We start from the raw sequence: 26,091 nt of genomic DNA, 5'->3' as shown, positions 1-26,091 counted from the left end.
ATCAGAATAATTCTTGCCGGATATGTTCGATATCTGCTTCGTCGATGGTGTCGATGATGTTATCGAATATCATGTGAAAGCCGAAAATACCTTCAACCATTTCATCGATGGCATGTTGTTTGGGAACATGCTGAAAAACCATTCGGTACATGGCTGCTACGGCTCCTGTCCGGTCGCTGCCATGCCAGCAATGAAAGAGTAGGGGACCTTTCCGGTCGCGGATGATCTGCATGGCAGTGACCAGATCGTCCAGCCTGAGCAATGTGGCCCGGGTGGGGAGGTGATGCAGGATCAGCGAGGTGCCCTGTGCTTCTTTGGTGTCGGTGTGGTAGCAACGGAGATTCAGTATTTCCCGCATACCGAATTTTTCCAATTCCCGGAAGCAAGCTGCGGACGGCTGGTCCGAACGATATACTCCGTCTCCGATCCGGTAGAAGTTTTTCAACCGGCATTTATTACCCAGGGTGATTTTCTCTGTCTTCAGGTCCGGTAGGTGAATGGTGTATGGATACATGGTTGGTTTGGATTTCATTTGTTTTTTTATTGATCAGAATAAATCCGGTCACGATCAGGGCCAAAGCAATCGGATCGTGCCACGAAAATTTCTGTAGTCCCATCAGGATGGAAACAGCAGCACCGGTGACCGGCAGGACGTATTTATAAGCACTTTCTACGAAGGGGGTGATGTAGTTTAGGGCGTAAACACTTAAAAAATAGCCGATCACGGTGGCAACGAAAAGTATATAACAAATTTCGAGCCAGATGTGAAGGGGAGCCTGGGCGGAAAATAAAGGTGATCTGACCAGATCTGACAGCCCGAAAGGTAAGCTGATGATCATCGAAGATAAGCTCATCCATTTCATGACGGTGACCGAATCGAATTTTTGGGTATAAGGTTTGATCAGGATCAGAAAGAAGGAGTAGGAAACCGAAGAGCAGAAAACCAGGACATCGCCTCCGAACGAGTCTTTCACCAGGCTTCCGGTGTGGGGCATAATGGAGGCATAAAGGGCGCCTGCAATACCGAGTAGAATACCGAAGGCTTTGTATTTGGTAAATACGGTATGCAGAAAAATAACCGCCAGGGCAATGACGATGATCGGTTGGGTGGTGCGGATGACAAAAGCATCGATAGGCCCGGTCAGTGAAAGTCCATTGATATAAAACAATAAGTTACCTCCTAAGCCGAGTATACCGCCCAGTATCATCATCCCGATTTCTTTTTTTTGGGGGTGCGGACGATCGGAAGAAGTCGGGAAATAAAGGCCGATTAGCCAGAAAACCAGGGTGCTGGCAGAGCAACGGAGTAACACCAACCCGTTGGGACCGATCCATTCGGGAATGATGACTTTCATAAAATTGGTGTTGAAACTATAAATGAAAGTGGTGGCCAGAATCATCAGATGACCGATATAAGCTTTGGATTTGGGCATATGTTCTTTTTAAGTTACTCAGCGATTCGGTAACTTTTTAAACGTTGGAAACTTTACTTTGTTACAGAACGTTTAATAAGCAATATACGATTTTATAAATAATAAAAATAAAACATATGAAGACAGTGATTGATAGGGCGAATACACGGGGACATGCTGATTACGGCTGGCTGAATACCTGGCATACTTTTAGTTTTGCAGACTATTATAACCCACAGCGGATTCATTTCGGGGCTTTACGGGTGCTGAACGACGATACCGTTACCCCCGGAATGGGGTTCGATACCCATCCCCACAAAAATATGGAGGTGATCTCGATTCCTTTGAAAGGTTACCTGAGGCATGGAGATAGTCTGGAGCACAGTGAGGTGATTAGTCCCGGGGATATTCAGGTGATGAGTACAGGTAGCGGGATTTATCATAGTGAATTCAACGATAGTAAAACTGAAAATCTGGAGTTTTTACAGATTTGGATTATTCCTCGTGTAAATAATACTAAGCCGGTCTATAAAAGCTATGATATCCGCCAGGTAGACATGAAAAATCGTTTTGGCTATATAGTGGCTCCTGATGGCACTGCTCCTGGCGGTATTTTACAGGATGCCTGGTTTGCATTGGGAAAGTTAGAGAAAGGTAAAAAGATCGGGTATCATCTGCACCAGAAGAATACAGGCGTTTATTGTTTTGTCATCGAAGGTGAAATCTGTATCGAAGGTACTGATTTGTCGCGACGTGATGGTATGGGTATCACGGAGACAGACCATTTTCAGGTGGAGGCACGGAGTGAGGCTTATGTGTTGTTGATAGAAGTGGCTATGATTTAGCGTTCATCGAAGACTAAAGTTTGTAAAAATGATTTTCTTGTAAAGAAAAAACTTTATTTTTGAATGAAGAAAATGGAAAACAGGAAAATCATACACATCGATATGGATGCATTTTATGCTTCTGTCGAGCAGCGTGATCATCCCGAATACCGGGGAAAACCTTTGGCCGTAGGACGCCCGGAGGAGCGGGGTGTGGTGGCTGCTGCCAGTTATGAAGCCCGTAAGTTCGGTATTCGTTCGGCAATGTCTTCTATGCAAGCTCTTAAATTGTGTCCTGATTTAATTTTTGTACGGGGACGTATGGAACATTATAAAGCCGTGTCGGAAGAGATCCATCGGATCTTTCATGAATACACGGACCTGATAGAACCTTTAGCTTTGGACGAAGCTTTTTTGGATGTCACCGAAAATAAAAAGAATATTCCTTTAGCCGTAGACATTGCCCGGGCTATTAAAAAAGAGATTCGCGAGAAATTGGGGTTGGTGGCTTCGGCCGGAGTCTCTTATAATAAATTCCTGGCGAAGATTGCTTCGGATTATCGCAAACCGGACGGTCTTTTTGTTATCCATCCCCGTAAAGCAGCTGCTTTTATCGCTCGTTTGCCTATTGAAGTATTTTGGGGGATCGGTAAAGTGACTGCCCATAAAATGCATGCACTGGGGATACATAACGGAGCACAACTCCGCAATTGTTCGTTGGAATTTCTTAACCGGAATTTTGGGAAGGCCGGCCAGTTGTATTACGATTTCTCGCATGGGGTAGATCTTCGTCCTGTGGAGGTGGTCCGGATACGTAAATCGGTTGGGTGTGAGAATACTTTCGAAAAAGATCTGACAACCCATACTGCACTGATTATTGAGCTGTGGCATGTGGCCGATGAATTGATCCGGCGTTTAGGGAAAGCCGGATTCAAAGGACATACGTTGACGCTGAAAATCAAATTCCACGATTTTACACAGAAGACCCGTAGCATCAGTGTAGGACACGAATTGTATACAATGAAAGAAATTCTGCCTTTAGCCAAGCAGTTGTTAGCCGGTTTGCAGCTGACTCATTACCGTATCCGGTTGATGGGACTTACCGTATCTAATCCGGTTTCTTCTCCCGACGATCCGGAACAAGGGATTCCGACCCAGTTGGAAATTAATTTTTAGCCGGTAGCAGTAAGGTAACCGATTTACGCATTTTCAATGCGGATGGGAGAATCGTCCGGCCGGTCTGGGACCGGAGTCTTGTGGATCTGCATCGGAAATGCGTTGGTCAGAAGGGGAAAAGGCCGCTTACACTTTGTAGCTATAAGTCAGTCCTTTGTTGGGAGCAGCATATAAGTTAGTGATTTCAAAATTGATATCGCCTCCCTGGATATTGTTTTCTAAACGGATTTCGATACGATGGCGGCACTGAGGTTGGATGGTATATTCCCTGAAATAAACGAGACCGGGATTATGCCGGGTCTTTTTGAGATGGAAGGTCAGATCGGAATTGTTTTTCAGGGTAATAACGATGCTTTTTTCATTTCGTTTTATATCCTCGATGTCGATCGATTTTTCGAATAACTCTTTCAGCCATTGTTCTTCGGCGATAACTTTCTCATCCATATATACTGCAGTCCTGCGATGTAATAAAGCTTCACGGATTCCTTCAGCCGAACGTTCCCGGACAAATACGAAGGTCATCGTACGGTGTTGGCCCCGTGCAAAATCGATATCTGTCTGGATGGGTTGATGGATATCCGATGTGCCGATCATGGGCAGTTCCAGGGCGTCGCAGTCGCTTAGAAAAATGGCATTGAAATGTCCGGGAGCCATCGGGCGGGTAATTTCGCTTCCTCTGATTAAAATTACCTGGTTATTCCGGGCTGTTTTCTCTGCAATTTCATAGGATCGGTTGTGCGAAGCAATAATATCCTGGCGGTGGGGACGGTACTCCAGGTGTTCGGTCAGGGCGATCGCATCCAATCCCTCCCGGTAAGCTTCGTCGACACGTACCGTCGGCCAGACCAAACCATCGGAAAATACTGTATGTATATGGAAATCACATTTCAATGTCCGGTATCCTTCCGGATCGGGTACACGAATTTCATTTCTGACTTGAGCTTTACCCCAAAAAGCAAAACAGAGAATTAACACACCGATAATACTACTTTTTTTCATAATAGAGTTATTTAATCATTTATCCGGTTTCAAAAGTAAATCCTGGAAATGACAGAGTGGTTGCCAAAAAGTGAAGAAAATAATAAGTAAGGCAGTTATATACATATTTACACTTATAAGCGTACAGTTAGGATAAACATGTATATAAACACCATAAGTAAATATTAGCTTGGTGGTCAATGATATGGGAGAATAAGTAGAGTTTTCACAGATTATTCATTGTATTTTTGTGTTTAAAATTTTGCAGCGAATAGAAAATGTCCTATATTTGTACCCGCAAAACAAAAGAGAGTTCTTTAAAACAAGGGCAGTTACCAGAGTGGCCAAATGGGGCTGACTGTAACTCAGCTGGCGTAGCCTTCGGTGGTTCGAATCCATCACTGCCCACAGATTTTAAATTGCGACTGTTTCTGACAGTCGTCGATTAGAAAAAGCTTTTATCGTCAGAAGTTTGATTTTGTAAGGTAAAAACTTTTTTAATCAGTAAGAAAGACAATGTCTTTCGTAATTTAAGGTTTGTTTATGCCTCCCATTACGGATCGAAAAAGCATAGTGAGTCCGGCTTGTGTGAGGAACAATACATTTGCGGAAATAGCTCAGTCGATAGAGCACTAGCCTTCCAAGCTGGGGGTCGCGGGTTTGAGTCCCGTTTTCCGCTCTCTGAATGAGGTAGTTACGAAAGTAGCTACCTTTTTTATTTTGTGGTTTTTCGTGGTTTGGGGCTGTCAACGTCAACCGAGACATCAACCATTTTTTTTAGTATGAAAGCCTCTATTTCAGTTATTTGCTATAAATACAAGACACTATCAAACGGTGAAAGTCCATTAATGTTACGAATTCACAAAGACGGCAAAAGAAAACTGGTAAGCATCGGTTTATCCATTCATCCCCAACTTTGGGACTTTACCAAGAATGAACCTAAACCGAAATGTCCCAATAAAGACCTGATAAATAAAATCATTCTTGACAAGAAAGCCGAATACCAAAAAGAAATACTTGAACTTAATGCGGAGCAAAAAGACTATACGGCATCGTCATTGGTTGAAAATAAAAAAGCGAAGTATGAACCTAAAACCGTTATCGATTTCTATAAGGAACTGATCCAAAACTTCAAAGATGCAGGAAAAACAGGAAATAAATCTATTTATACTAACTCATTAAACTCACTCAAAGCCTTTACGCACAATAAACTAAACATCTTATTCAGTGATATTGATGTTGATTGGCTGAAACGATATGAAAAATGGCAACGAAGTAACAAGAACAAAGAGACTACTATCAGTTTACAGTTCCGAACCTTGCGAAGTGCATATAATAAAGCAATAGAAGCCAAAGCAACATCCGCCAAATCTTATCCATTTAAAGCCTTTAACATCAACAGATTCAATACAAAGACAAGGAAACGTTCCCTATCTAAAGAAGAAATCATGAGAATAATCACAACGGAAACAGTCAACGCAACCTATATACGTCAGCTAACCCGTGACATTTTCAAGTTTTCCTATTTATGTGCAGGCATCCCATTTGTAGATATTGCCAATCTGACAATGGAGAATATCAACCGACAAAATCGTATTGTTTAATAAGTCATTGTCATGTCAGTAGGAACACAAATATAAAAATCTGCACGTCCCTCATTCTCTTCACCCAACTTATCTATCTCGTCCTGCCGCACCGAACATACAGTGGCAATTTTCAAATTAGGACGATATTTCTTCAAATAAGTAATAATACCTTTCTTAAAATCTGAATGATAATTACCATTCAAATGCACAAATTTAGATTTCAGATTCTGGGCGATGAACCACCCCATAGTAGCATCTTTCAACGCTTGTGCTTTAGCCACATTTTCAGGATTTGATTTTTTTCCACTCCCAATCATCATCATGCCGAACATTCCGGCAGCTTCCTCATCAGGAACATAATCAATTGGTAGAGGAGCAATATACCCTTTTGCTTCTGCAGACAATTTATCCAAAGCCTCAAAACCACCATTTTTCACCATATTCGCATACCGGCGCGGAACATTTGTTGCAACAACCTTCAATCCATATTCCCTGCCTAATCCCACAACAGCTGCATAATCCGTCTGATAATTAGGCCACAGACGCGCCTCCTCTTCAAAACGGTCAGAAGATATCAATCTTCCTACATATTCGTCCAAAACCAACTGATTGTCTGCTTCCAACATTTCCAATCCAATAGCCAACTTTCCTTTGTGCACCTCACACAAATCCTTCACAATCTCATATTCCATCCAATGGGCAATCGCACAATTATGCACCTCTCCTAAAAATACGACATCTTGATTTTTCAACACTTTCATCATCTCCCGATACCCCACTTCCTTACCATTAGCATCAAACAAACGATAAGCTTTCTTCTCCTGTCCCCAACTTGCAACGGAGATACCCAACAACATTATACATAAAATACTTTGAAAAATTTTCATATCATCTACTTTTTATTTTCATTTAATCAATCATTTATCCTCTCCTTGCATCATCAGGAGACCACTATTCTCCATATTCAAATACTTGCAGCAAGCCTCCTTTAAATCAGCTGGTGTAATAGAATACAATATCTCATCATACTGCGCCAAATCATCCAATGTTTCACCATCCCGCAAAGCTCCTGTCAAATATTTCTTCCACTCGGCAGTTGTATAGTCATTCACCACTTCTCTACGTGTCACTACAAAAGAACGCTGTAGCGCAGCCAACTCCTCGGCATCAATTTCATTTTCCTGTACATCACGGATAATTTCCTTCAACAACTTATCCACCTTACCCATATTCTTCGTATCGACAGAAGCATTGATATCAAAATAATACCCGGCTCTCGGCAAACCTTTATGATACAACAACATATAAGGAGAATAAAGTAATGACTCCTGCTCTCTCAAAACACTAAGCAGACGGTTGCGTACAACATCCCTCACTAACTTCAACATCAATGAATTACGCAAACTTGCTTCATAAGAGCCATAATACAGATAATCAAAAATAGTCTGTCCTTCATTAGCATTAGGAAATATCTCTCTGAAACCGCCTTTGGGATAAGTAAAATCGGGCAACACCCAATCATTCGGTTTTTCCTGAGCCGGGAACATACTCAACATAGCCACTAAATCCCTTTCTACTTCTGCCATATCAAAATTGCCACAAGCCACACATACCAGTCCATTAGGATTCGTATATATTTGGCGATAAAAATCAGCAATACTATCCAAATTCATCGCCTCAACCTCTTCACGACTGTCAGCCATCGAACCATTTACCAGTGCATTTCCCATCAACTCATCAATTCTGGCAGACATCTGTCTATCCGGAGCATTCTTTAGCATCTTTGACAACACAGTTTCCTCTCCCATATTTTCCAACATCTCTTTTTTCACCTCTTCAAAATCGTCATATCGTTTTTCAGGATAAAAACACTTCTCATAAACCAATCGACACAACTCCGTTGCTTTATCAGCGGGAGCCATTGCCATCCAACCATGCCAATAAGGTTCGAAAGTCACAGAAAAAGCCATACTTTCCTGACTCAACATTTCATTGTAAGCATCATAATCCATCTTCTCAATACCACCCATTTCCATATAACCGGCCACTCCTTCCAACTGAGAATATTTTTCCGGAGGCAATACAGACGCACCACCTTTAGCAAAGGCTGTTAACGTAATTTGTCGTTCCCCATCCTTCGTACATTTAAGAATTATACGAGCACCGTTAGTCAGACAAATCTCCTTCACCTCCAAACCTTCTATTTTTCGTTCAGAAGCCACGGACAAATGAGCTTGAGTAAACTTACGTGTCAAGAAATCAGGAATTTCCACTTGTTCCCGTTCTTCTCGTTCTTTTGCCACATATTCATACTCTTTATATGGATTTTTTTCACCCTCCTTCAAAGCAACCAGAATATCCTCTTCAGATAATTCAGCAGCCCGTCCTGGATTATAATGGTATGCAGCCCGGATTTTTTTCCAACCGGCAAACCATTGAGATACCAACTTCTGCAACTCTCTACTTTCAACACGGTTCAATTGAGCAGCCAACCAAGCGTTGTGTAGCGTATCAGTCACATAACGTTCGCCAGAAATCGCCAAATCTGTAAAATCTTCACACCATTGATCTGAACTTTTCACAGCATAGATACGGCTGAGTTTCTGCACAGCATTCTCCTTCAAACGTGCTAATTCCTGTTCGTAAAAGCCTTGTTCTCGAATTTGTTTCAAGACATTGACAGCCTCTGTCACTCTACATTTAATCTCCTTATCATTATCACCGCTCACAGACAACACCAAATGGTCTTTATCGCTCAGATACCAATCATCTGATAGAGACACACGCATATTCAAAGCAGTAAAACGGGCATTAATGGCAGCCACTAACAACCGCTCCTTCATTTTCTGCACTCGGTCTCCATAAGTAGCTTGAACCTTTGTCACCTTGGGTATAATCAACTCCAAGGTTGAACGATTGATAAGCGTATCCTTAAGCTTTTGACAAACAATACTTTCCTTATAATCCAACGGATACTGCTTATATCCCTTCAATTTACCGGACGGAATATCCCCAAACAGTTTCTTAATCTTCTGTTCCATTTCAGCAACCTTCAAATCCCCTATTACAACCACCGTTGCCAATTCCGGAACATACCATTTCCGATAAAAACCATTTAATTTATCTGCAGTCATACTCTTTATCTCCTCTGCTGTTCCCAAAGGCATTCTCTGACTGTAACGGGTCTTGCCCACTTTCAAATCATAAAAAAGATCTCCTGTATCATATCCGCGGGCCTCTTCCAAAATCACACCTTTCTCCCTCTCCACTTGGTCTGGATTCATCTCAATACCGGTCAACCAATCCTTCAATATCAGCAATCCCTTATCCAATTCCTCCGGTCTGTCTGTCGGCATGGAAAACATATAGATTGTACGGTCAAAACCGGTAAAAGCATTTATTCCGAATCCATATTTCACTCCCAACGACTCCAGATATTCCACAATCCCCTTATCCGGAAAATTCTTCGTACCATTAAATGCCATATGTTCTAAGAAATGAGCCAATCCACCCTCATTATCTGTCTGTAAGATAGAGCCTGCACGTAAAATCAAACGAAACTCCACTTTCCGTCCCGGTATATCATTCTGTTTAACAACATAATGCAAACCATTAGGCAACTGTTTATATACAGTACCTTCCGGCAACGCTATCAAATCGTTTGCCGGTGTATTTCTTTGCGCATACACAGCCAGCAAAGAAATGCACAATAAAATAATAGTCAAACAATACTTCATCAATAGTTCGTTAAAAATTCGCCAAGCCTAAGCGGCTCTGGCAGTAAATAAAATGAGTTCTTTGAAAAATTTGTCAATAACTTGCATGTCTGGGTTAATCCCAAACACGCAAATAAATCGTTCAAGCATATACGCATTGTGTATGAATGACTTGCAAGAGGATATGGAATAGGCTATTCCGAGCCTCTTACATGCCGCTTCGGTCAAGTTGACAGCAGCAAGCGATGCATTGAAGTGAAAATCCAACTTTCTGAAGTCAGTTGACTGACAGTTGGTAATTCCAGCATGCTGCTTTCCATCTCTAAAGCAAAATTCCAATTGGAACCTGGTTCTGTAATAATCCAGGACTTCGCGTCCATCCATGGAATCATCTGTAGAGAAATAAAGCTGCCACTTGTCTGTCCTCCCGTCCATCGGATACCGGACGGCCAAGGAAACATACCTTTTGAGAGCTTTTGCATATACCCTCAATCCGTATAGTTTTCCCTTGTTCACCTCGTATTCCTTGCACCGGGTCAGATCCAGATTGGCAAAGTCAATCCTGCCGTCAAACCACTTGGGATGACCACGTTTTCCTGTTTTCTTTTCCAATGTCGGATAGTACAGGACTACGTCGTTCCTAAAGCGGCTGATGACATGGAAATCACTCTCACACATAGGCGTTATGAAAGTTTCCTTGGAAAAGAATGCGTCTGCAACCACCGTTCCGGATATGCTCTGTAGCTTGTCTTTTCTACTGATAAGATAGCTGCTATACCAGTCAACCAGGTTCTTACCCATATTATCCAAGGTCTTACAGTCCGGTGTCTGAATGGAACCTAAAGTCATGCATTCATGGTTGTCGATGTCAATGACACCGATGCCCATGATTTCTAATCCTCGCTTATAATCCCCGGCACAGCCTGACCAGAAGTAACCGATCCAAGGTGTCTTATGACCGGACTTGGGGATATAGGAAGGATCGATGGCGATGGCTTTTCTTTTGCCTGTGAGATGCTTGCCGATGATAGAGGCGTTGAACGCAAACCAGTCGAAAGTTTCATTTTCAAAAAGGTTACGGTAGGTCTGTTCCGAAAAACATCCATACCTGCCCAATTGGAGGAAGTTTATACGATCCGGGATGGCCATGAATAATTTCATGGTGTCCATGAACGTTTTTTCAAAAGGTTTGTGTATATTCACGACTGATTTGAGAGCCGACAGGCACTCGGATTGGTATTGCATAAGGAGTGTTTCTTTAGCCATAATTAGATGAGTAGTTAACTTCTAATTTACTAAAAAAATCAACGAATTATGCAATACTTTTCACCTTTGTTATCAGCAGGTTAGCCCATTTTTTCAGCACATTTCTTCATGCTTAACCATTCGTTTTTGACAACATATCAATGACCTCTTTAATGTTTTCGAACCGACTTTTGCCGGTTCTATTGTTTAACTTTTAATTTTTCGGTAAAAATTTACCGAAGTATTACTTCATCGTAATCAAGTTTTATTATTCAGGCAAAGTATATTCTACAGAAATCTTAGTATATCCTGTTGCACTATAATGATCAAAATTAAATTGAAATGTCAATTTCTTACCCTTCAAAGTTCCCTTCGGTTCTACCCATCTGCTGGAGTCTTTCCAAGAATCAGAATCAATAGAAGAATTTACCAAGTAAACCACCGGATTGACAGTTGCACCATAGCCCACACATTCAATAGCTGTTTCATCTCCTGCATCAACTTTTTCTTTCAAACGATTCCAGGCACTATAATTATATACAAAAGGTACCACAGATACCGATTCCTTATACTTATCCAGGACTCTTCCCAAAAATTCAACATTCGACTCACCATTCTGCGGCATATTCACCCGAATGCTGTCTAATGATACAGAGAATGTTTCTTGACTATCTTTTGTTAGTCCAATCAAATCCATCATCTTCTGATAATACTTACCTGCATATTCTCCATACCAATATTCATCATTACAAACCGTTTCCTTACGCAAGATATCATACAAGAACTCCGTCAATCCCATCGGATTCTCAGTTATCTTCAATATCGGCTGATCAACAGTTGCATATTCACTCAAAGTGATAACACTTTTGCTTTCATATGTTTTTTTCATTCCATCTACCAAAGAAGCCAATCCTTCAGTTGGCGGCACATCCACCGTCACCTTCACAGGAATTACGCCAATCCACTTCGTCAAATCCACCCCCTTATTCTTATAGCCTTCCAACAAAGCCTGCTGTTCCATTGTCAAATCCTCTGCAGTCAAATAAGGTTTCACATTTACACGCAATGTTTCTTTCACCTGCATGTCATTTTGTGGAAGGGGCTCTTTGACACTGATTTCAATCAACACCGCCTCGCTTATCTCTTTTTTATTGGAAACAACTTCAAAATCAACGCTACGCGAACCGGCAGGCAAGGTAACCACAGCAGGACGTATCGTTACTAAATCTTTCACACCTTCCGTCTGATATTTTACTGTCATCTCCAACGCCACCGGCTGGTCATAAGCACGTGTAAATGTAAGCGACCCTTTTAAAGGTGTTGAATCCGAAGCGATCATTACAGGGGCCTCACTAGTTTTGACATAGATCGAATTAACTCCGGTATAATCCGTTTCATTCGAATCAGAACAGCTGAAAATAGCTGCCGCGAAGACCATTAACACCAGCACACTTTTTAATTTACTTATTGTCTTCATAATTTTTGTTTTTATATGGTTCATAATTAATATCTCTTACACGGACAGTTTAGGCCATCCATCATTCTGTTCCACAGATGTATTGTAACGGTACTCTCCTGCCGGAATAGGCAACGTCCAACGGTAATCATCCGCCTTAACGATACCCATTACTTTATCACCATAAGTACCATACCGAATAGCAGAAAGACCACATCTTTTCATATCAAAAAAACGGATGCCTTCACCGACATACTCTTTTTGTCTTTCTATCAATATCTTGCTTATCAATTCATTTCCAGCAATATTTGTGCTCCATTCCGTAGCACCTCTCTGCTTCAACATACGATTTGCCAAAGCTACAGCATCTCCCTCTTTCCCTGAACGAGCCAAAGCCTCCACCCGCATCAGCCACATTCCGGCGGCTCTTGCTACATTCACATACTTACTTGCTACCTTATCCCTGTTCATCTTATTATATTTTCCCAACAGACGAACATTTTTTGCATCAGGCATCACAAACGGAATCTCAGACCATTCTTTCCGGATATCCTCTTCTTCATAGTCAACATTCTGCGACAGCACCAGATAATCACCTTTTTCAAAGGTATCAAAACGGATGTCCATATAAATCTGTTCCAACTGATACTTGCCAAAAATACGGGCATCTGAGTTTTCACTACTCCACAAATACTTATAAACATCTGCCCCTAACACACTTTCCGGATATTCTGTTTCCAAATCCTTTGTCAATTCCAACACTGCAGGATAATTTCCGGCATACAACTCCAATTCCACTTGTAAATATGCCACCGCCTTATCCGACAACCAGTAGACATTCTTCTGTGTATTATCAACATTTCTTGCCTCATTCAATAAAGTACGAATTTCCGTCACACACTCTTTTACAGAAGATCGAGGCAAGAAATCCAACTCTACCCGTTTTTTCAAAATAATGCCGTCTTTATTTTCATTTCCTTCATAACGGGGAGCAAACAAGCGCAATAAATCAAAATAACACCATGATTTCAAAGCTTTTGCCTCACAGACAATCCGCATCTTTTCCAATTTTTCAGTCTCATCCAAGGTCACCACTGCATCAATGCGTGCCAACAAAGCATTCACCTCCGCTATCACCGCATAATACCCTGCCCACAACGTTCCTGCCAATTCTGTCATCTCCACTTCCCTCCAATTATAAAGTCCCTGTAAAGACATATCTTTATTCAAATGTTGGGAAGGACAAAAATCATCTGACAAGACTGACAACTGAAATATCTGCTGTGGCATAGCTTTATAGGCAGAAGCCAACAATGAACGGGCAGACAATACATCCGTAATAGCATCAGGATCAGAAAACTGATCTTCCAATGGTATATTAAGCGAGCAACCTCCTATCAAAAAGCAAATTGCACATATAAACATTCTCCATTTCATAACTCATATATTAAAAACTAACACTCAATTTCAATGTAAACACCGGTTGTTGCGTACCTACTAACGAACCGGATTCCGGGTCCGACTCCTTATAATGAGTCCAGGTAAAAAGATTAGATGCCTGAAATGCAACAGAAGCATATTGAATCACATTCTTTGTTTTTTCTATCCATTTGTACGGCAATCTATACCGCAATGACAACGATGACAGTCTCAGATAATCGCTTTTTCCTATAGTACGACTATTGGCATACAATTTCAAGTTATCCACAGCCGAAGAAGAGTAATATGGGCGGTGATATATTTTTCCCTCATCACCCTCTTGAAACCACATATTATTCACCTGGCCTACAATGGCATTATAACGAGCATTGTCGAACCCTCTGACATAAGAAAAGCTATATGCTTTTTTTCCGCCAAACACAAAATAGAAGTCCACATCCAAATCAAAATTCCCATACGACAAAGAATAAAAGAAACTACCGGAATATGGTGGAGTCGAATGCCCCAATGCCACTATATCATCTCTGGTCAACCGTTCGATAGCAGAGATTTCCCTACCGTCACCTCCTTTAAAAACCGGTAGTCCGGTCATAGGATCAATACCTAATGAAATAGGTCCATAAATCATATCGTATGATTTGCCTACTTCAAAATCAGGAACAATACTTTCCTCTGATGTAAATAATCTGTCTGTATGGTATAAATCGACCACTTTATTCTGGTTATAAGCCATACTCAATCTTCCGGACATTCTCCATTTAGGACGGTCCACCATCTTCACAAACAACTCACCCTCAATACCGTTATTTTCAAGAATACCGATATTTCGTCTCAAAGTCGTAAAACCATTGGAAGCCGGGATAGGCACATCCAACAAGGCATCCTTTGTCCTCCGGCGATACCAACCTGCATTCAACGTCACACGATTCCACAAACCCAAAGTAATGCCGGCATCAATATCAATGGTCTGCTCCGGTTTCAAATCAGCATTATACAACCCAACCAACGAAAGCAACTGATCATTGCCATAAGTATCTTCAGAATACTGAAATGTTGCGACAGCCGAAGAAGGCGACACTCCTTGCAAACTCGCAGTGCATCCATACGAAGCTTTAAGTTTCAGTTCTGTTAGCGTCCCATTGTTCCGCAAAAAAGAATAATTGCTCAATGTCCAACCACCCCCGACAGCCCAAGCAGAATTCCATCTCTTATCACTTGGCAAAACAGATGAAGCATCGCTTTTATATGTTCCGAACAAATCATAAATACCGTTCCATGAATATCCGGCCAATACACCGATACCCAACTGTGCTGTTTTTTCATTACGCGAAGTAAATGAAGGTTTTCTATTTCCCTCAATAGACTGATTGACTCCCGAAGGCGACTGCATCTTTTTACTCAAACCATACCCTGTAATACCCAAATTATCAACATGGTCAGAATAATAATCAAAGTTAGCACCTAAAGTCAAATCGTGTTTACCGAACATCTTATTGTATGTCACACGCACATTAGATGACAAATTCATTTTCGTATTCTTATCCTTCGTCAGGATACCTCTTTCCCGTTCGTCAGCTCCACTTGTCAATTCCGAATATGCTGTCGGCGGAGTAATACCCAAATTTTCAGACAGCACATAATCAACTCCGGCTACTGCTGCAATCTCCAATCCTTTAATACCGGAATAATTAAGACTACCGGAAATGCCTGCTCTTTTATCAGAAGTCTTTTCACTATACTGATTAAACAAATCTGCATAAGTCCTTCCGGGGAAAGAGACCAGTTCTGCATTTACATCTTTCGTCTCATAAGGATTCAACTGGTAAATCAAATCCGTCGGAGAATAAGTCGTACCATTCGGAGTGTTTGTCACAGAATATCCACCATTTACACTCAAAGAGGCATACAACTTACTGGTAATCTCCTGATCAACGCTCAATCGTGCTGTAACGCGCTTGATATCATTTCCCGGAATACGCCCACCCTGCTGCGAATAATTCAAAGAAGCGTAAAAACTTGTTTGCTCCGAACCTCCTTTAGCACTCAGATTATGTTCCTGATAAAAATTATTGCGCAACAACTCTTTGAACCAATCCGTATTAATATTAGCCAGCGAATCCAGTTTCTGTTTTCCCTGAGCAATCAAAGCTGCCAAATTTGGATCGTTTGCATGATATCTACGATAATAATCCTCACTATAACGATAACCCGGTGTCGCAGTATTACCCAAACGTCTTTCCAATTCCAATTTCTCCTTTGAATCCATCATCTTCACACCCCGACGTCCTCGTAGAGTCACACCACCACTGAAACTATAGCTATACACCATCTTACCTGCAGTACCTCTTTGCGAAGTGATTTCCAACACACCATTAGCAGCCTTAATACCATACAAAGCACAGGCAGCAGCGTCTTTCAGAATTTTAATTTCCTTAATATCATTTGGATTCAATGTCAAAAAAGCATCCGATGAAATCACCTGACCGTCCAACACATACAAAGGCTCATTGGCTGCATCTCCTTCACGCAAAGAAGACGTACCTCGGATACGGATTTCCGGTTTGCTTCCCAAATCCCCTTTATTGGTCACAATCAGACCGGGTGCCATTCCCTGCAGAGCCAATGCCATATCCATCACCGGTTTATTGTTCATTCTTCGCACATCCACCTCACTGACAACTCCTGTTTTTGCACGAACATCAATCTCATTAACATTTGCGCGCGCCCTGACCTGCACCTCCTCCATCTCATTATAGCTATCCTTCAAAACCACATTCATAAAACGGGTTCCCGAATATTTCACCTCCCGAGTCTGTTTGCCAATAAAGGTAAACATCACCTCCATACCCATCACCTCCGGAACCACCAGAGAGTAATTACCATTCATATCTGTCACGGTTCCCACTGTCGTACCCTTAATAAAAACATTCACTCCCGGTAATGGCATTCCTGCTTCATCATTCACCTGTCCTTCAATCTTAACGGTTTTATTACCGGCTTCAGGGGCATCTCGCGAATACAGAATCACCGTATTATCCTTTATCTTATAAGTAAGTTCAGACCCCTTCAGAGCCAGATTCAATACAGAATCAATAGACACCTCATTCACTTGTATTGTCAAACGCTTTAAATTCGACAACATTGCATTGTTAAAGAAAAATGTGTACTTCGATTGCTTTTTAATCAGGTCTGTCAACTGAGCAAATGAACCATTTTTCAAATCAATCGTCAACTTCTTCTGTTGTGCAAACAAACTACCACAACACAGCACCAACAGCACTATCCACAACATTCGTCTGAAAACATTGTTACCTTCCATAATCGTAAATTTTTCAACAATAGTTCGTTTTAACTCGTCATGCTAAATCCGAAACTTGAGTTAGAAATAATCTCTGATATCCTGAATATTTTTTCTTCTTTTTTCATAAACAAAGCGTTCAACAAATCCTTCTATTCCTGTTCTTGTTTATTAAGAAACACCTCATAAAACAAAACGGGGGGATAGGATTTCAAAAAAAATAAAAATCCGGCACAAACTTATTGTAAAAGCTAAAACACAAGAATACCTTAAATCAGGTATTATGGCAGGTATTATGAGAAAAGAATACCTATCAATATTGAATAGACATTATATAGATTAAATTGTTATATGACTCATTTTGTAACTGATTCTGAAGTTGTGTAATCCACAAGCAATAAGAATCACCATATCTTCGAAACCGAATTTATGGCATCTGAATCGTTCTTTGACAATACGGCATTTTTTCATACCACCTATGGCATGCTCCACTTTAATCCTGATTCCGGAAATCCGCTTGTTCTCTTGCTTTTCAACAGCAGTAAGCTCTTTTCCTTCAGGTTTCTTTTTGGGCATGCATATTTCAACTCCATCCGGCCTGTGTCCGATGAAACCTGTATCTTGCCAGAGCCTGATACCTTTGGGGAGTAGAAGAGGTTCTTCATCACAAATCTTTTTGTCATGGACATGACCTTCGTATGTGGAGCTCAGCCATACAATCCTAAGTTGGTTGGTACATAACAAGTTATTCTTTATGCTATGAGTTTTTTTTACCACTATAGCATGCTGACTGCCTGTCTTCATCCAAAGGACGTTGAATAGGTCGCTCTGTTCCGTCCAACAATACTTCTTCGCATCCTTGAAGAATGTGTATCAGACGTTTGGAATTACGGTCCGGTAATTCACCAAGCGTTTTCAATGTACGCCGGAGAATATCAGAAAGAAGGTGAATCCATCTATTGGCCTGGGGCTGGGTCATCTCAAACTGAATAGCATGGAGTTCCTGAAGAGGATTAGTCTTCAAATATACCAATATGAAGAACAGTTTGTCCTGAATCAGAGGCAATACACTGGTCTTCCTGTTGTAAGATATACGTTGACGCACTTTACCTTCCAAGGTAAAATGGCTGTAATATTCATCCCAATGGTACTTGAAAGTTGTTAGTAAGGCATCAAACTCAACAGTAGTTAATCCTGTAGCTGCAAGCACTTGGTTATTACGGTGGCGAATCTTGTCGTAATACATCAATTGAACTTTTTAGACCACAAAGATAAGTCAAAGAACGCTTTAATCAATTATTCAATATAAACTCTAATGATAAAATTCACTGCGTCTCCGCCTGGTTTTTCAATCAGGATGCCTGTCGCTGCAAAACCCAGCGATTTAATTAATTTTTTTTCTCTTTGTATCATTCTGTTCAGGTTGGACTCGAGGAGTAATCTTCCCGTGATAAAAAAACAGAATGAAATGATGAAGGGTGTATGACTGGCTGTATATTGGGGAGCTTTGAGCAAGAAAACCAGAATGAAAAATAGGCACAGAGAACCTATATATAAGAATAATTTAAACTGGATATCGGTTTTTTCTTTATGCCGGTAAGAAGGAATAAAGTCTGCTAAAAACAACAGTATATACAGAATCAGCGACATATAGATAATGATCGGATTATACTGTTCCAATTGGGAATGAACAGAGCCGTACAAGAGTACTAAAAGAATTCCCATTCCCCATTTGATTCCATCTAAAACCAGCGTTTCAGATACTTTACCTGCTGTTATCATCGGTGAGTATTTTGTCCATTAATTCCAGTAGATTTTGTCTGAGTATCGAAACGTCGCCGTTATTCAGGATATGGTAATCGGCTATAGCGATAGGACCGCCTTTTTCGATATTCTCGATCTCGGTATAATCGCGCCGGTCGACTTCGGTTTTGGTCAATGGCCTGAATTTCCTTTGGGCGAGTCTTTCATATCTCAATGCTTTATCGGAATGGATAGCTACTACGATAAAGTTTTCCGGATATAACTCTTTCAATATTTTATATTCCGTAAAGCTATAGAGGCCGTCCAAAAGAATGGTCGAATCGGTTTTTGCGATGGTTTCCGAAGCTATTTTGGCCAATACGCCGTTGCCATGTTGGCGCCTTAAATCTTCTCTTACCATTTTCTCGTTTTCATTGTTGATTTCCAGACCCCTCTTTTTGACTTCGTTGAGAACAATACCGCCGAAGTAAAAGAGATCGAAATTAAATTGATCTTTCAGAAAATTAGTCGCTTCACTTTTTCCTGTACCGCTCATGCCCACCAGGGCTATTATTTTTTTCATATTCGCTACTGTAAAGTTTTCTTATTGTCGGATCGTCCGTCGATGATTTTGTATGAATGGTTTATTGAAATTCTTCATACATTTTACTTGCCTGAATGCCTTCGTTATTTTGATATTTACTTTTATACATTTTGGAGCAATCTCCTAAAATCGTATGATAAAATATTTGACATATTTCGACGTTCGGATATATCCGTACCGGTTGAATACAAGATATTTCCAGAGTCCAATAACCCGAAAAACCCACATCTCCGAAACCGGCGGTGACATGTATATATATTCCCAGACGTCCGATCGACGATCTGCCTTCGAGCATCGGGACATGATTCAGGGTTTTGGTATATTCGACGGTTCTGCCGAGATACACGATTCCGGGCTCGAGCACCAGGCCCTCGGGAGGAATCGAGATGGTCTTGGTCTCATTTTTAACTTTCATGTCCAATACATGCGAATCGTATACCAGCAATTCGTTATGTAATCTCAGGTTATAACTATTCGGATTTAATCTCGAGTCGTCGAAAGGCTCGATGAATATCTCCTTGTTCAGCATGTTCTTAATTTCTAATCCAGATATGATCATATGTTCTATTTAATTTATACTATATCTCTGTTTATTTTAAGGTTCGAATACTTTTAACCAGCTTTCCGCAATATTTTCTCTGATGTCGGTAGGGACCGTCGAAATTTTTCCGGGCGCATAACCGGGCAGTCCGTTGATCGCCAATATCATTTCAGCCCTGACCAAATGGATAAAATCTCCCATAACGGCATTATAAATAAAATTAACGGCATTCCCGTCGTTCACCAGGAAAAAATAGTTCATATTCTCATTCGAATATTTGAATATATGTTTTCTTACTTCTTGCTTTTCGTATTCTCCGGTAAATTCCAATTCCAGTTCGTCATCCGAAGACGTGACGGAAAAGATATAACATCCGTTTTTCAATTCCCTGAAATCTTCGATTTTGAGGGATTTGTTGCCTGTGGCAGAAAACAGAATGTCCGATTCCTTTATTATGGAGTCCCGGTCCGGAATCCGGTTAAGTTCATTGAATGCCGATACTCTTTTCAGTGGATTGGTATCGTAAACTGCGGGTTTTACTCCTCTCTGCAAGAGATGGGAGGCGATCGACCGACCGATTTTTCCATAACCTAAAATTCCGCATTTCAGGTATTGGATCAATTTCCCGTCTTCTCTCATCAGGGCATCTGCCGAAAAAAAGACGGACTGACCGACTAGAAAGTCTTCGTTTTCTTTTAAAGGACTTCTGGCTACAGATACGACTTTAAACGGGTAGTTCTGCTTCTTTCGCTCCGAGTCTCCGATCACATGTTCATACTTTTGATAGCCGTTTTCGGTATCTTCGATGATTAAAGCAATCCGTTCGAGGATAGTTACAGGCCAGGTCTCGTGGATATGGGCGAAATATCCGCCAATATCGAAAAGCAGGATTTTTTCATTCGTGTTTTCCAGGATTCTGATCACTTCGTTTTCTGTATCCTGAGCCATGTCTTCCCGGCATACATGCGAAATTTTAAAATCCTTCCGAACGATCGTGTAAGTCTTTTCGTCGATCGAGTTGGGCTTGGGGACGATCGTTTGAATAGGGAAGATCGTATCGATGGCCCTTAAGTAATGAACGGTATCGGGGATGATATGGGAAACGACGACAGCAATATAATTTTCGCCGGTTGTCCGGGCCTTTGAAATGATATTTTCATAAAATAATCTCGTATTCAAATCGATATCGAGCAGGTCCCATATTTTTTTTACTAATTTCAGGAAGGTGACCTGGCTGGATAAACTGGATACATCGCTCCACTTTAAGTTTTCGCTTTCTTCCGTGATCTTTTCTCCTTTGTAAATAAAAAAATAGCGGAGGTCGTGATGGAAGTGTTGTTTTTCGTGTTTGGCCGGATTCTCGGGTATGGGATGCGAATCGATGTCGATGGGAAATTTTTTTCCGAAGATAGGAGAAATCAGCATCAAATCGTCTTTGGCTATACTCGTTTCTTCGAGGATTTCCCTGTAAACACCGTCCAGAATGGAAGCGTCCGTTTTTTCAATATGGCCTCCCGGTTGTAACCAACGTTGAAGTATGATGTGTTTGATTAAAAGTACTTTGGAATTTTTGTAATCAAAAATAATCGCACTGCCGGTAATATGGCCGACAAAATTTTTACGGTCGAACAATTGATCCGATTCTGTTTTATCGATAAAGGTTTTGAATTGTTTTAGTCTATCGGTCTCATCCTTATATATGCTGATGTAATCCTGATAGTAACTTTTTATATTTTCGGAAGTTTCCATTTTGTAATCCACTTAAAACAAATCAGATCAATATTATCGATGCACCTGACTAAAAAACAGCTATACCGTTCGGCAAATTTAGCAAATATTTGAGAAACAGAACAAACACCTCCCCTAAACCTTTGTAATAAATTTCGATATACTTTACTTTTTTTGTTGTGGGCCGCGATCTTTTGAAATTTCAACATCAGTTAAGGGCAGGAGTTGCCTTTTTTCTCCTACTTTTGCAGGTCTGAATTTAGTCGTGTATTATGCAGGATGGGCGTTTATCGAAGAGGGTACAGATGGAAGGGAGAAATAAAACACACAGTCTGGTGACCGGAAATATTACATGGGGGATGTTGTGGTTTGCTGTTCCGATGATATTGGGAAATTTGTTACAGCAGTTCTATAATATCGCCGATACATTGATCGTCGGTCGGTTTTTGGGAGCCAAGGCTTTGGCTGCTGTGGGGTCGGCCTATACGTTGATGATTTTTCTGACTTCGGTCCTCCTGGGCTTATGCATGGGAAGCGGGGTTGTTTTTTCACTTCAGTACGGAGCCAGGGATCATGAAGCTTTGAAACGTAGTATTTTTGTCTCTCTGGTATTGATCGGGGTGATTACGCTATTGCTGAATATTGCGGTTTTTGTCTGGATCGATCCTATTTTGCGGTTACTGCAGGTCCCGGCTGAAGTATATATCCTTATGCGGGATTATTTGTGGATTATTTTTGGGGGAATCGGATTTACCTTTCTCTATAACTATTATGCTTCCTTACTCCGGGCTGTCGGGAATTCTGTCCTGCCCTTGGTCTTTCTGGCTGTAGCTGTTGTTCTTAACATTGTGCTCGATTTGGTTTTTATTCTGTCTTTCGGTTGGGGAGTCCGCGGAGCGGCACTGGCTACGGTCATCGCTCAGGCGGTATCGGGGATCGGACTCTGTTTCTATAGCCTTTACCGGTTTCCGGATTTCAGGGTTTCCCGCCAGAATATGCAACTAAAGTGGGCTACGGTCAAAGAAATTGCAACCTATTCTTCGCTGACTTGTGCCCAGCAATCTGTTATGAATTTCGGCATATTGATGGTGCAGGGACTGATCAATAGCTTTGGTACGGCTGTTATGGCTGGCTTTGCTGCGGCAGTTAAAATCGATTCGTTTGCTTATATGCCTGTTCAGGATTTCGGAAATGCCTTCTCTACTTTTATCGCTCAGAATTTCGGAGCTGGAAAACACGAACGTATCCGCAAAGGAATCCGGGTCGCCGTTAGGGTTACCCTTATTTTTTGCCTTATTATTTCTGTACTCGTTTTTATTTTGGCCAGGCCACTGATGCTTATCTTTATTCCGGCACATGAAACGGAAATTATTTCTGTCGGTGTCGAATATTTACGGATTGAAGGAGCTTTTTATTGTGGCATTGGTTGGTTGTTTTTATTATATGGTTTCTATCGTGCTGTCAGGAGACCCGGAATGTCTGTCGTGTTGACCGTTATATCCCTGGGTGTCCGGGTGGCCCTGGCTTATACCTTAGCTGCTATTCCGGGTATAGGTGTATGGGGAATCTGGTGGTCTATTCCTATCGGATGGTTTTTGGCAGATATTTTCGGTTGGTGTTATTATCGAATGAAACAAAGAAAATCTTTGGAGTGGTGATCTCTCTTCAAAGGTGATAAGGATTTCAGGAATTATTATAAGCTGTTGTAAGTAATAAGAGGTATGTAATATTGGTCATAAATCAGGTAAAATAGATACAAACCGGATGAAACCTATTTTTTATTTTTGTAACCGAATGAAAAGTGATTCGTGGTGACGGAATATATTCAAAATGATCCAATATCTGAAAATGAAAGTAGTTGATATTTTATTTGCAGTAGTTTTACTGCTACCGGGCGGATTTATCCGGGCCCAGGAGATAAGAGACAGTCTGCCACAGGGCAGGTCGTATACGATCGATGAGGTGGTAGTGACAGGTACGCGTAATGAGACCGACATTCGCCATTTGCCGATGACGGTTTCGGTGGTGGGGCGCCAGCAGATCGAGCAGAGTAATGAATCTTCTTTGCTTCCCTTGTTGACCGAACAGGTGCCGGGGCTTTTTATTACCTCTCGGGGGATGATGGGATACGGGGTGTCGGGAGGTGCTGCCGGGCAGATGTCTTTGCGTGGAGTCGGTGGTGCACCGCAGGAGGGAGTGCCGACGACCGGGCTGTTGGTGTTGATCGACGGACATCCTCAATATATGGGGCTTTTCGCCCATCCGATTTCCGATGCTTATCAGTCGTTTTTAGCTGAACGGGTCGAGGTCCTGCGTGGGCCGGCATCGGTATTGTACGGTTCGAATGCAATGGGAGGTGTGATCAATATCGTTACCCGTAAAATGCAGGAAGATGGCATGAAAACCCATTTTAATCTGGGGTATGGCTCTTACAATACCTTGCAGACAGAAGTAACGAACCGACTGAAAACCGGACGTTTTACGAGTGTGGTGAGCGCTTCGTATAACCGGAGCGACGGACATCGGCCGGATATGGAATTCGGGCAGGCAGGAGGTTATGCGAAATTAGGATATGAGATTTCGCAGGCATGGAATGTACGGGCTGATGTAAACCTGACCCACTTCAACGCTTCGAACCCCGGTAAGGTTACCGATCCATTGATAGATAATGATCAACGGATCACCAGAGGTATGACTTCTTTTGCACTTGAAAACAATTATGAAAAAACTTCGGGTGCTTTGAGTTTCTTCTATAATTGGGGAAAGCATTGGATTAACGATGGATATGCCGTTGGAGGGGAACCACTGGACTATCGTTTTAATTCACGGGACGATATGCTGGGACTGTCGTGGTATCAGAGTGTACAACTCTTTAAAGGAAACCGTCTCACAGCAGGAGTCGATTTCTTTCATTTCGGCGGGGAGTCCTGGAATCAACCTGTGAATGGTGGTGAACGCCAACCGCAAGTCGATAAGAAGCAGGACGAAATGGCCGGATATGTAGATTTTCGCCAACATCTTTACCGTTGGTTGACATTGGATTTGGGGGTACGTATCGACCATCATTCGCATGTGGGGACCGAATGGGTTCCTCAGGCTGGATTGTCGTTCCACTTGCCTGCGAATGCAGAGATAAAACTGATGGCCGGGAAAGGTTTCCGCTATCCGACGATCCGGGAACTTTATATGTTTCGGCCGGCCAATCCTGATTTGAGACCGGAGCGACTGTGGAATTATGAGTTGGCCTGGTCGCAGCGTTCGATGAAGGGGCGGCTTTTTTATGGGGTAAATGTTTTTTATATCGATGGGGAAAATCTGATTATGAGAATGCCGGTCGATGGCAGGCAGATGAATATCAATACCGGAAAGATCGAAAATACCGGAGCTGAAGTGCAGTTTGCTTATCGTTTTTCTCCTGTCTGGTCGGTAGATGCCAATTACAGTTATCTGCATATGGAACAGCCTGTACTGGCTTCTCCCCGGCACAAGGCTTATGCCGGAGCCACTTTTTCCAAAGGCCGCTGGTTTGCCGGGACCGGTGTGCAGTATGTGGCCGGATTATATACCGGTGTAAAAATAGGAAATACGGGAAGAGATATGAAAGAAGATTTTGTGATGTGGAATTTGCAGGGACAGTTTCGGGCTGCGTCGTGGATTCATATCTGGGCCCGGGGAGAGAACTTACTGGCACAACGGTATGAGATCAACGACGGATTTCCTATGCCTAAGGCTACGGTGATGGCCGGAATGAATATTAATTTTTAATCGAAACAGTCGGTAAAAACAAAAGAGCCGGCAGAGATGTGAGGAAATCTTCCGGTACAGGATGATTTCCTGGAATCGATGGCCGAGGCTGCGAAAGCTATTGCCGACCATTGCGGAGATCGTATTTTGTATATCAGCATTGCGAATAACCTGTAGGTGGATTGTGGTTGTGATGCACATCCGGCTGCTCCTCAGACGGGAGATATCGGTATTTGGGCTTCACTTGCTCCGGGGGCCTGGATCAGGCATGTGTCGATTGGGTGTATGTGTCCGGAGATCCCGGTAAAGTGTACTTGATAGAACGAATGGAGTCGTGTCACGGCATTCATACCCTTGAATACGCCGGAGATTATCGGGCTGGGTAACCGGAAATATGAACTTGTAGAAATGAAATTATAGCGTATTGATTCTACCTGGGTTTATTTTTTCTTTGCTGAAGAAAGAAGTGCTTCCCGGGAATAAATCGATGTCTTTCGTCCGGCATAACTCGGCTATTTTCTTTTTTGGATTTTTCGGAGTGAGGAAGGAAACCGGTCTTTAGCTGGTTGTGTGTGATGCGTTGTTTATTCTTAGGTATTC

General features: G+C 41.8%; 20 protein-coding genes, 2 tRNA genes and 1 pseudogene. 8 read left to right on the top strand and 15 right to left on the bottom strand.

Features of this window, described 5'->3' with window-relative positions:
* Position 1 precedes the first annotated feature (1 nt).
* Together ODOSP_RS07185 and ODOSP_RS07180 are read right to left on the bottom strand one after the other, a co-directional pair.
* On the bottom strand, positions 2-532 hold the full coding sequence (locus tag ODOSP_RS07185) for a tyrosine-protein phosphatase (RefSeq protein ID WP_041556523.1): 531 nt from the start codon (positions 530-532) through the stop codon (positions 2-4).
* On the bottom strand, positions 456-1,433 hold the full coding sequence (locus ODOSP_RS07180) for a DMT family transporter (RefSeq protein ID WP_013611689.1): 978 nt from the start codon (positions 1,431-1,433) through the stop codon (positions 456-458). Before ODOSP_RS07180 ends, ODOSP_RS07185 begins: the two co-directional genes overlap by 77 nt.
* Positions 1,434-1,549: 116 nt before the next feature.
* Between ODOSP_RS07180 and ODOSP_RS07175 the strand changes: the two genes are divergently transcribed.
* Both ODOSP_RS07175 and dinB read left to right on the top strand, forming a co-directional pair.
* Positions 1,550-2,257 carry a pirin family protein gene (locus ODOSP_RS07175; RefSeq protein WP_013611688.1) on the top strand — a complete coding sequence of 236 codons (708 nt, stop codon included), beginning with the start codon at positions 1,550-1,552 and terminating at the stop codon, positions 2,255-2,257.
* A 72-nt stretch (positions 2,258-2,329) separates the two neighbouring features.
* The gene (gene dinB / locus ODOSP_RS07170; RefSeq protein WP_041557247.1) at positions 2,330-3,412 is read left to right on the top strand and encodes a DNA polymerase IV; all 1,083 of its coding nucleotides are present in this window, start codon (positions 2,330-2,332) and stop codon (positions 3,410-3,412) included.
* A gap of 126 nt (positions 3,413-3,538) precedes the next feature.
* On the opposite strand, the gene ODOSP_RS07165 is transcribed toward dinB, so the two are convergent.
* Positions 3,539-4,411, bottom strand: coding sequence for an Sb-PDE family phosphodiesterase (locus tag ODOSP_RS07165; RefSeq protein WP_013611686.1), 873 nt, complete (start codon positions 4,409-4,411; stop codon positions 3,539-3,541).
* A gap of 305 nt (positions 4,412-4,716) precedes the next feature.
* Here ODOSP_RS07165 and ODOSP_RS07160 point away from each other — a divergent pair.
* The 3 genes from ODOSP_RS07160 (at position 4,717) to ODOSP_RS07150 (ending at position 5,994) form a co-directional block, all read left to right on the top strand.
* A tRNA-Tyr gene (locus tag ODOSP_RS07160) sits at positions 4,717-4,798 on the top strand.
* Between the two features lie 198 nt (positions 4,799-4,996).
* A tRNA-Gly gene (locus ODOSP_RS07155) sits at positions 4,997-5,069 on the top strand.
* A gap of 103 nt (positions 5,070-5,172) precedes the next feature.
* Positions 5,173-5,994 (top strand): site-specific integrase, encoded by an 822-nt coding sequence (locus ODOSP_RS07150; RefSeq protein ID WP_083813729.1) that lies wholly within the window; start codon positions 5,173-5,175, stop codon positions 5,992-5,994.
* Here the strand turns inward: ODOSP_RS07150 and ODOSP_RS07145 are convergent.
* From ODOSP_RS07145 to ODOSP_RS07090, 12 genes are all read right to left on the bottom strand, one after another.
* Positions 5,991-6,863 carry a ChaN family lipoprotein gene (locus ODOSP_RS07145; protein WP_013611684.1) on the bottom strand — a complete coding sequence of 291 codons (873 nt, stop codon included), beginning with the start codon at positions 6,861-6,863 and terminating at the stop codon, positions 5,991-5,993. The two genes, ODOSP_RS07150 and ODOSP_RS07145, sit on opposite strands and share 4 nt — an antisense overlap.
* Before the next feature lie 30 nt (positions 6,864-6,893).
* Positions 6,894-9,713, bottom strand: coding sequence for a M16 family metallopeptidase (locus tag ODOSP_RS07140; protein WP_013611683.1), 2,820 nt, complete (start codon positions 9,711-9,713; stop codon positions 6,894-6,896).
* A gap of 27 nt (positions 9,714-9,740) precedes the next feature.
* On the bottom strand, positions 9,741-10,958 hold the full coding sequence (locus ODOSP_RS07135) for a transposase (protein WP_013611682.1): 1,218 nt from the start codon (positions 10,956-10,958) through the stop codon (positions 9,741-9,743).
* A 247-nt stretch (positions 10,959-11,205) separates the two neighbouring features.
* Positions 11,206-12,414 (bottom strand): DUF4929 domain-containing protein, encoded by a 1,209-nt coding sequence (locus ODOSP_RS07130; RefSeq protein WP_013611681.1) that lies wholly within the window; start codon positions 12,412-12,414, stop codon positions 11,206-11,208.
* Positions 12,415-12,450: 36 nt separating this feature from the next.
* Positions 12,451-13,830: a RagB/SusD family nutrient uptake outer membrane protein gene (locus tag ODOSP_RS07125; protein ID WP_013611680.1), complete on the bottom strand. Its 1,380-nt coding sequence runs from the start codon at positions 13,828-13,830 to the stop codon at positions 12,451-12,453.
* Between the two features lie 10 nt (positions 13,831-13,840).
* Positions 13,841-17,152, bottom strand: coding sequence for a SusC/RagA family TonB-linked outer membrane protein (locus ODOSP_RS07120; RefSeq protein WP_013611679.1), 3,312 nt, complete (start codon positions 17,150-17,152; stop codon positions 13,841-13,843).
* Between the two features lie 318 nt (positions 17,153-17,470).
* A complete protein-coding gene (locus ODOSP_RS07115) occupies positions 17,471-17,935 on the bottom strand; it encodes a transposase family protein (RefSeq protein WP_013611678.1) in 465 nt (154 codons plus the stop codon).
* Positions 17,889-18,341: a helix-turn-helix domain-containing protein gene (locus ODOSP_RS19205; RefSeq protein ID WP_228026170.1), complete on the bottom strand. Its 453-nt coding sequence runs from the start codon at positions 18,339-18,341 to the stop codon at positions 17,889-17,891. The genes ODOSP_RS07115 and ODOSP_RS19205 overlap by 47 nt, the downstream gene beginning before the upstream one ends.
* Before the next feature lie 86 nt (positions 18,342-18,427).
* On the bottom strand, positions 18,428-18,913 hold the full coding sequence (locus ODOSP_RS07105) for a hypothetical protein (protein WP_013611676.1): 486 nt from the start codon (positions 18,911-18,913) through the stop codon (positions 18,428-18,430).
* A complete protein-coding gene (locus ODOSP_RS07100; protein ID WP_013611675.1) occupies positions 18,897-19,457 on the bottom strand; it encodes an AAA family ATPase in 561 nt (186 codons plus the stop codon). The genes ODOSP_RS07105 and ODOSP_RS07100 overlap by 17 nt, the downstream gene beginning before the upstream one ends.
* 61 nt (positions 19,458-19,518) lie before the next feature.
* Positions 19,519-20,037, bottom strand: a complete 519-nt coding sequence (gene dcd, locus ODOSP_RS07095; RefSeq protein ID WP_013611674.1) for a dCTP deaminase — start codon at positions 20,035-20,037, stop codon at positions 19,519-19,521.
* A gap of 36 nt (positions 20,038-20,073) precedes the next feature.
* Positions 20,074-21,768, bottom strand: a complete 1,695-nt coding sequence (locus ODOSP_RS07090) for an NUDIX domain-containing protein (RefSeq protein WP_013611673.1) — start codon at positions 21,766-21,768, stop codon at positions 20,074-20,076.
* Between the two features lie 251 nt (positions 21,769-22,019).
* On the opposite strand from ODOSP_RS07090, the gene ODOSP_RS07085 reads away from it, so the two are divergent.
* From ODOSP_RS07085 to ODOSP_RS20190, 3 genes and pseudogenes are all read left to right on the top strand, one after another.
* Positions 22,020-23,405: an MATE family efflux transporter gene (locus ODOSP_RS07085; protein ID WP_013611672.1), complete on the top strand. Its 1,386-nt coding sequence runs from the start codon at positions 22,020-22,022 to the stop codon at positions 23,403-23,405.
* Positions 23,406-23,595: 190 nt separating this feature from the next.
* Positions 23,596-25,512 carry a TonB-dependent receptor gene (locus ODOSP_RS07080; RefSeq protein ID WP_041557242.1) on the top strand — a complete coding sequence of 639 codons (1,917 nt, stop codon included), beginning with the start codon at positions 23,596-23,598 and terminating at the stop codon, positions 25,510-25,512.
* A gap of 45 nt (positions 25,513-25,557) precedes the next feature.
* Positions 25,558-25,911: pseudogene (locus ODOSP_RS20190) on the top strand (DUF362 domain-containing protein); the annotation flags it as partial.
* Positions 25,912-26,091 lie beyond the last annotated feature (180 nt).

The sequence above is a fragment of the Odoribacter splanchnicus DSM 20712 genome (genome assembly GCF_000190535.1).
Lineage (GTDB): Bacteria > Bacteroidota > Bacteroidia > Bacteroidales > Marinifilaceae > Odoribacter > Odoribacter splanchnicus.
Note: the sequence above shows the minus strand (reverse complement) of the source record. Positions and strands in the feature narration are given on the sequence as shown.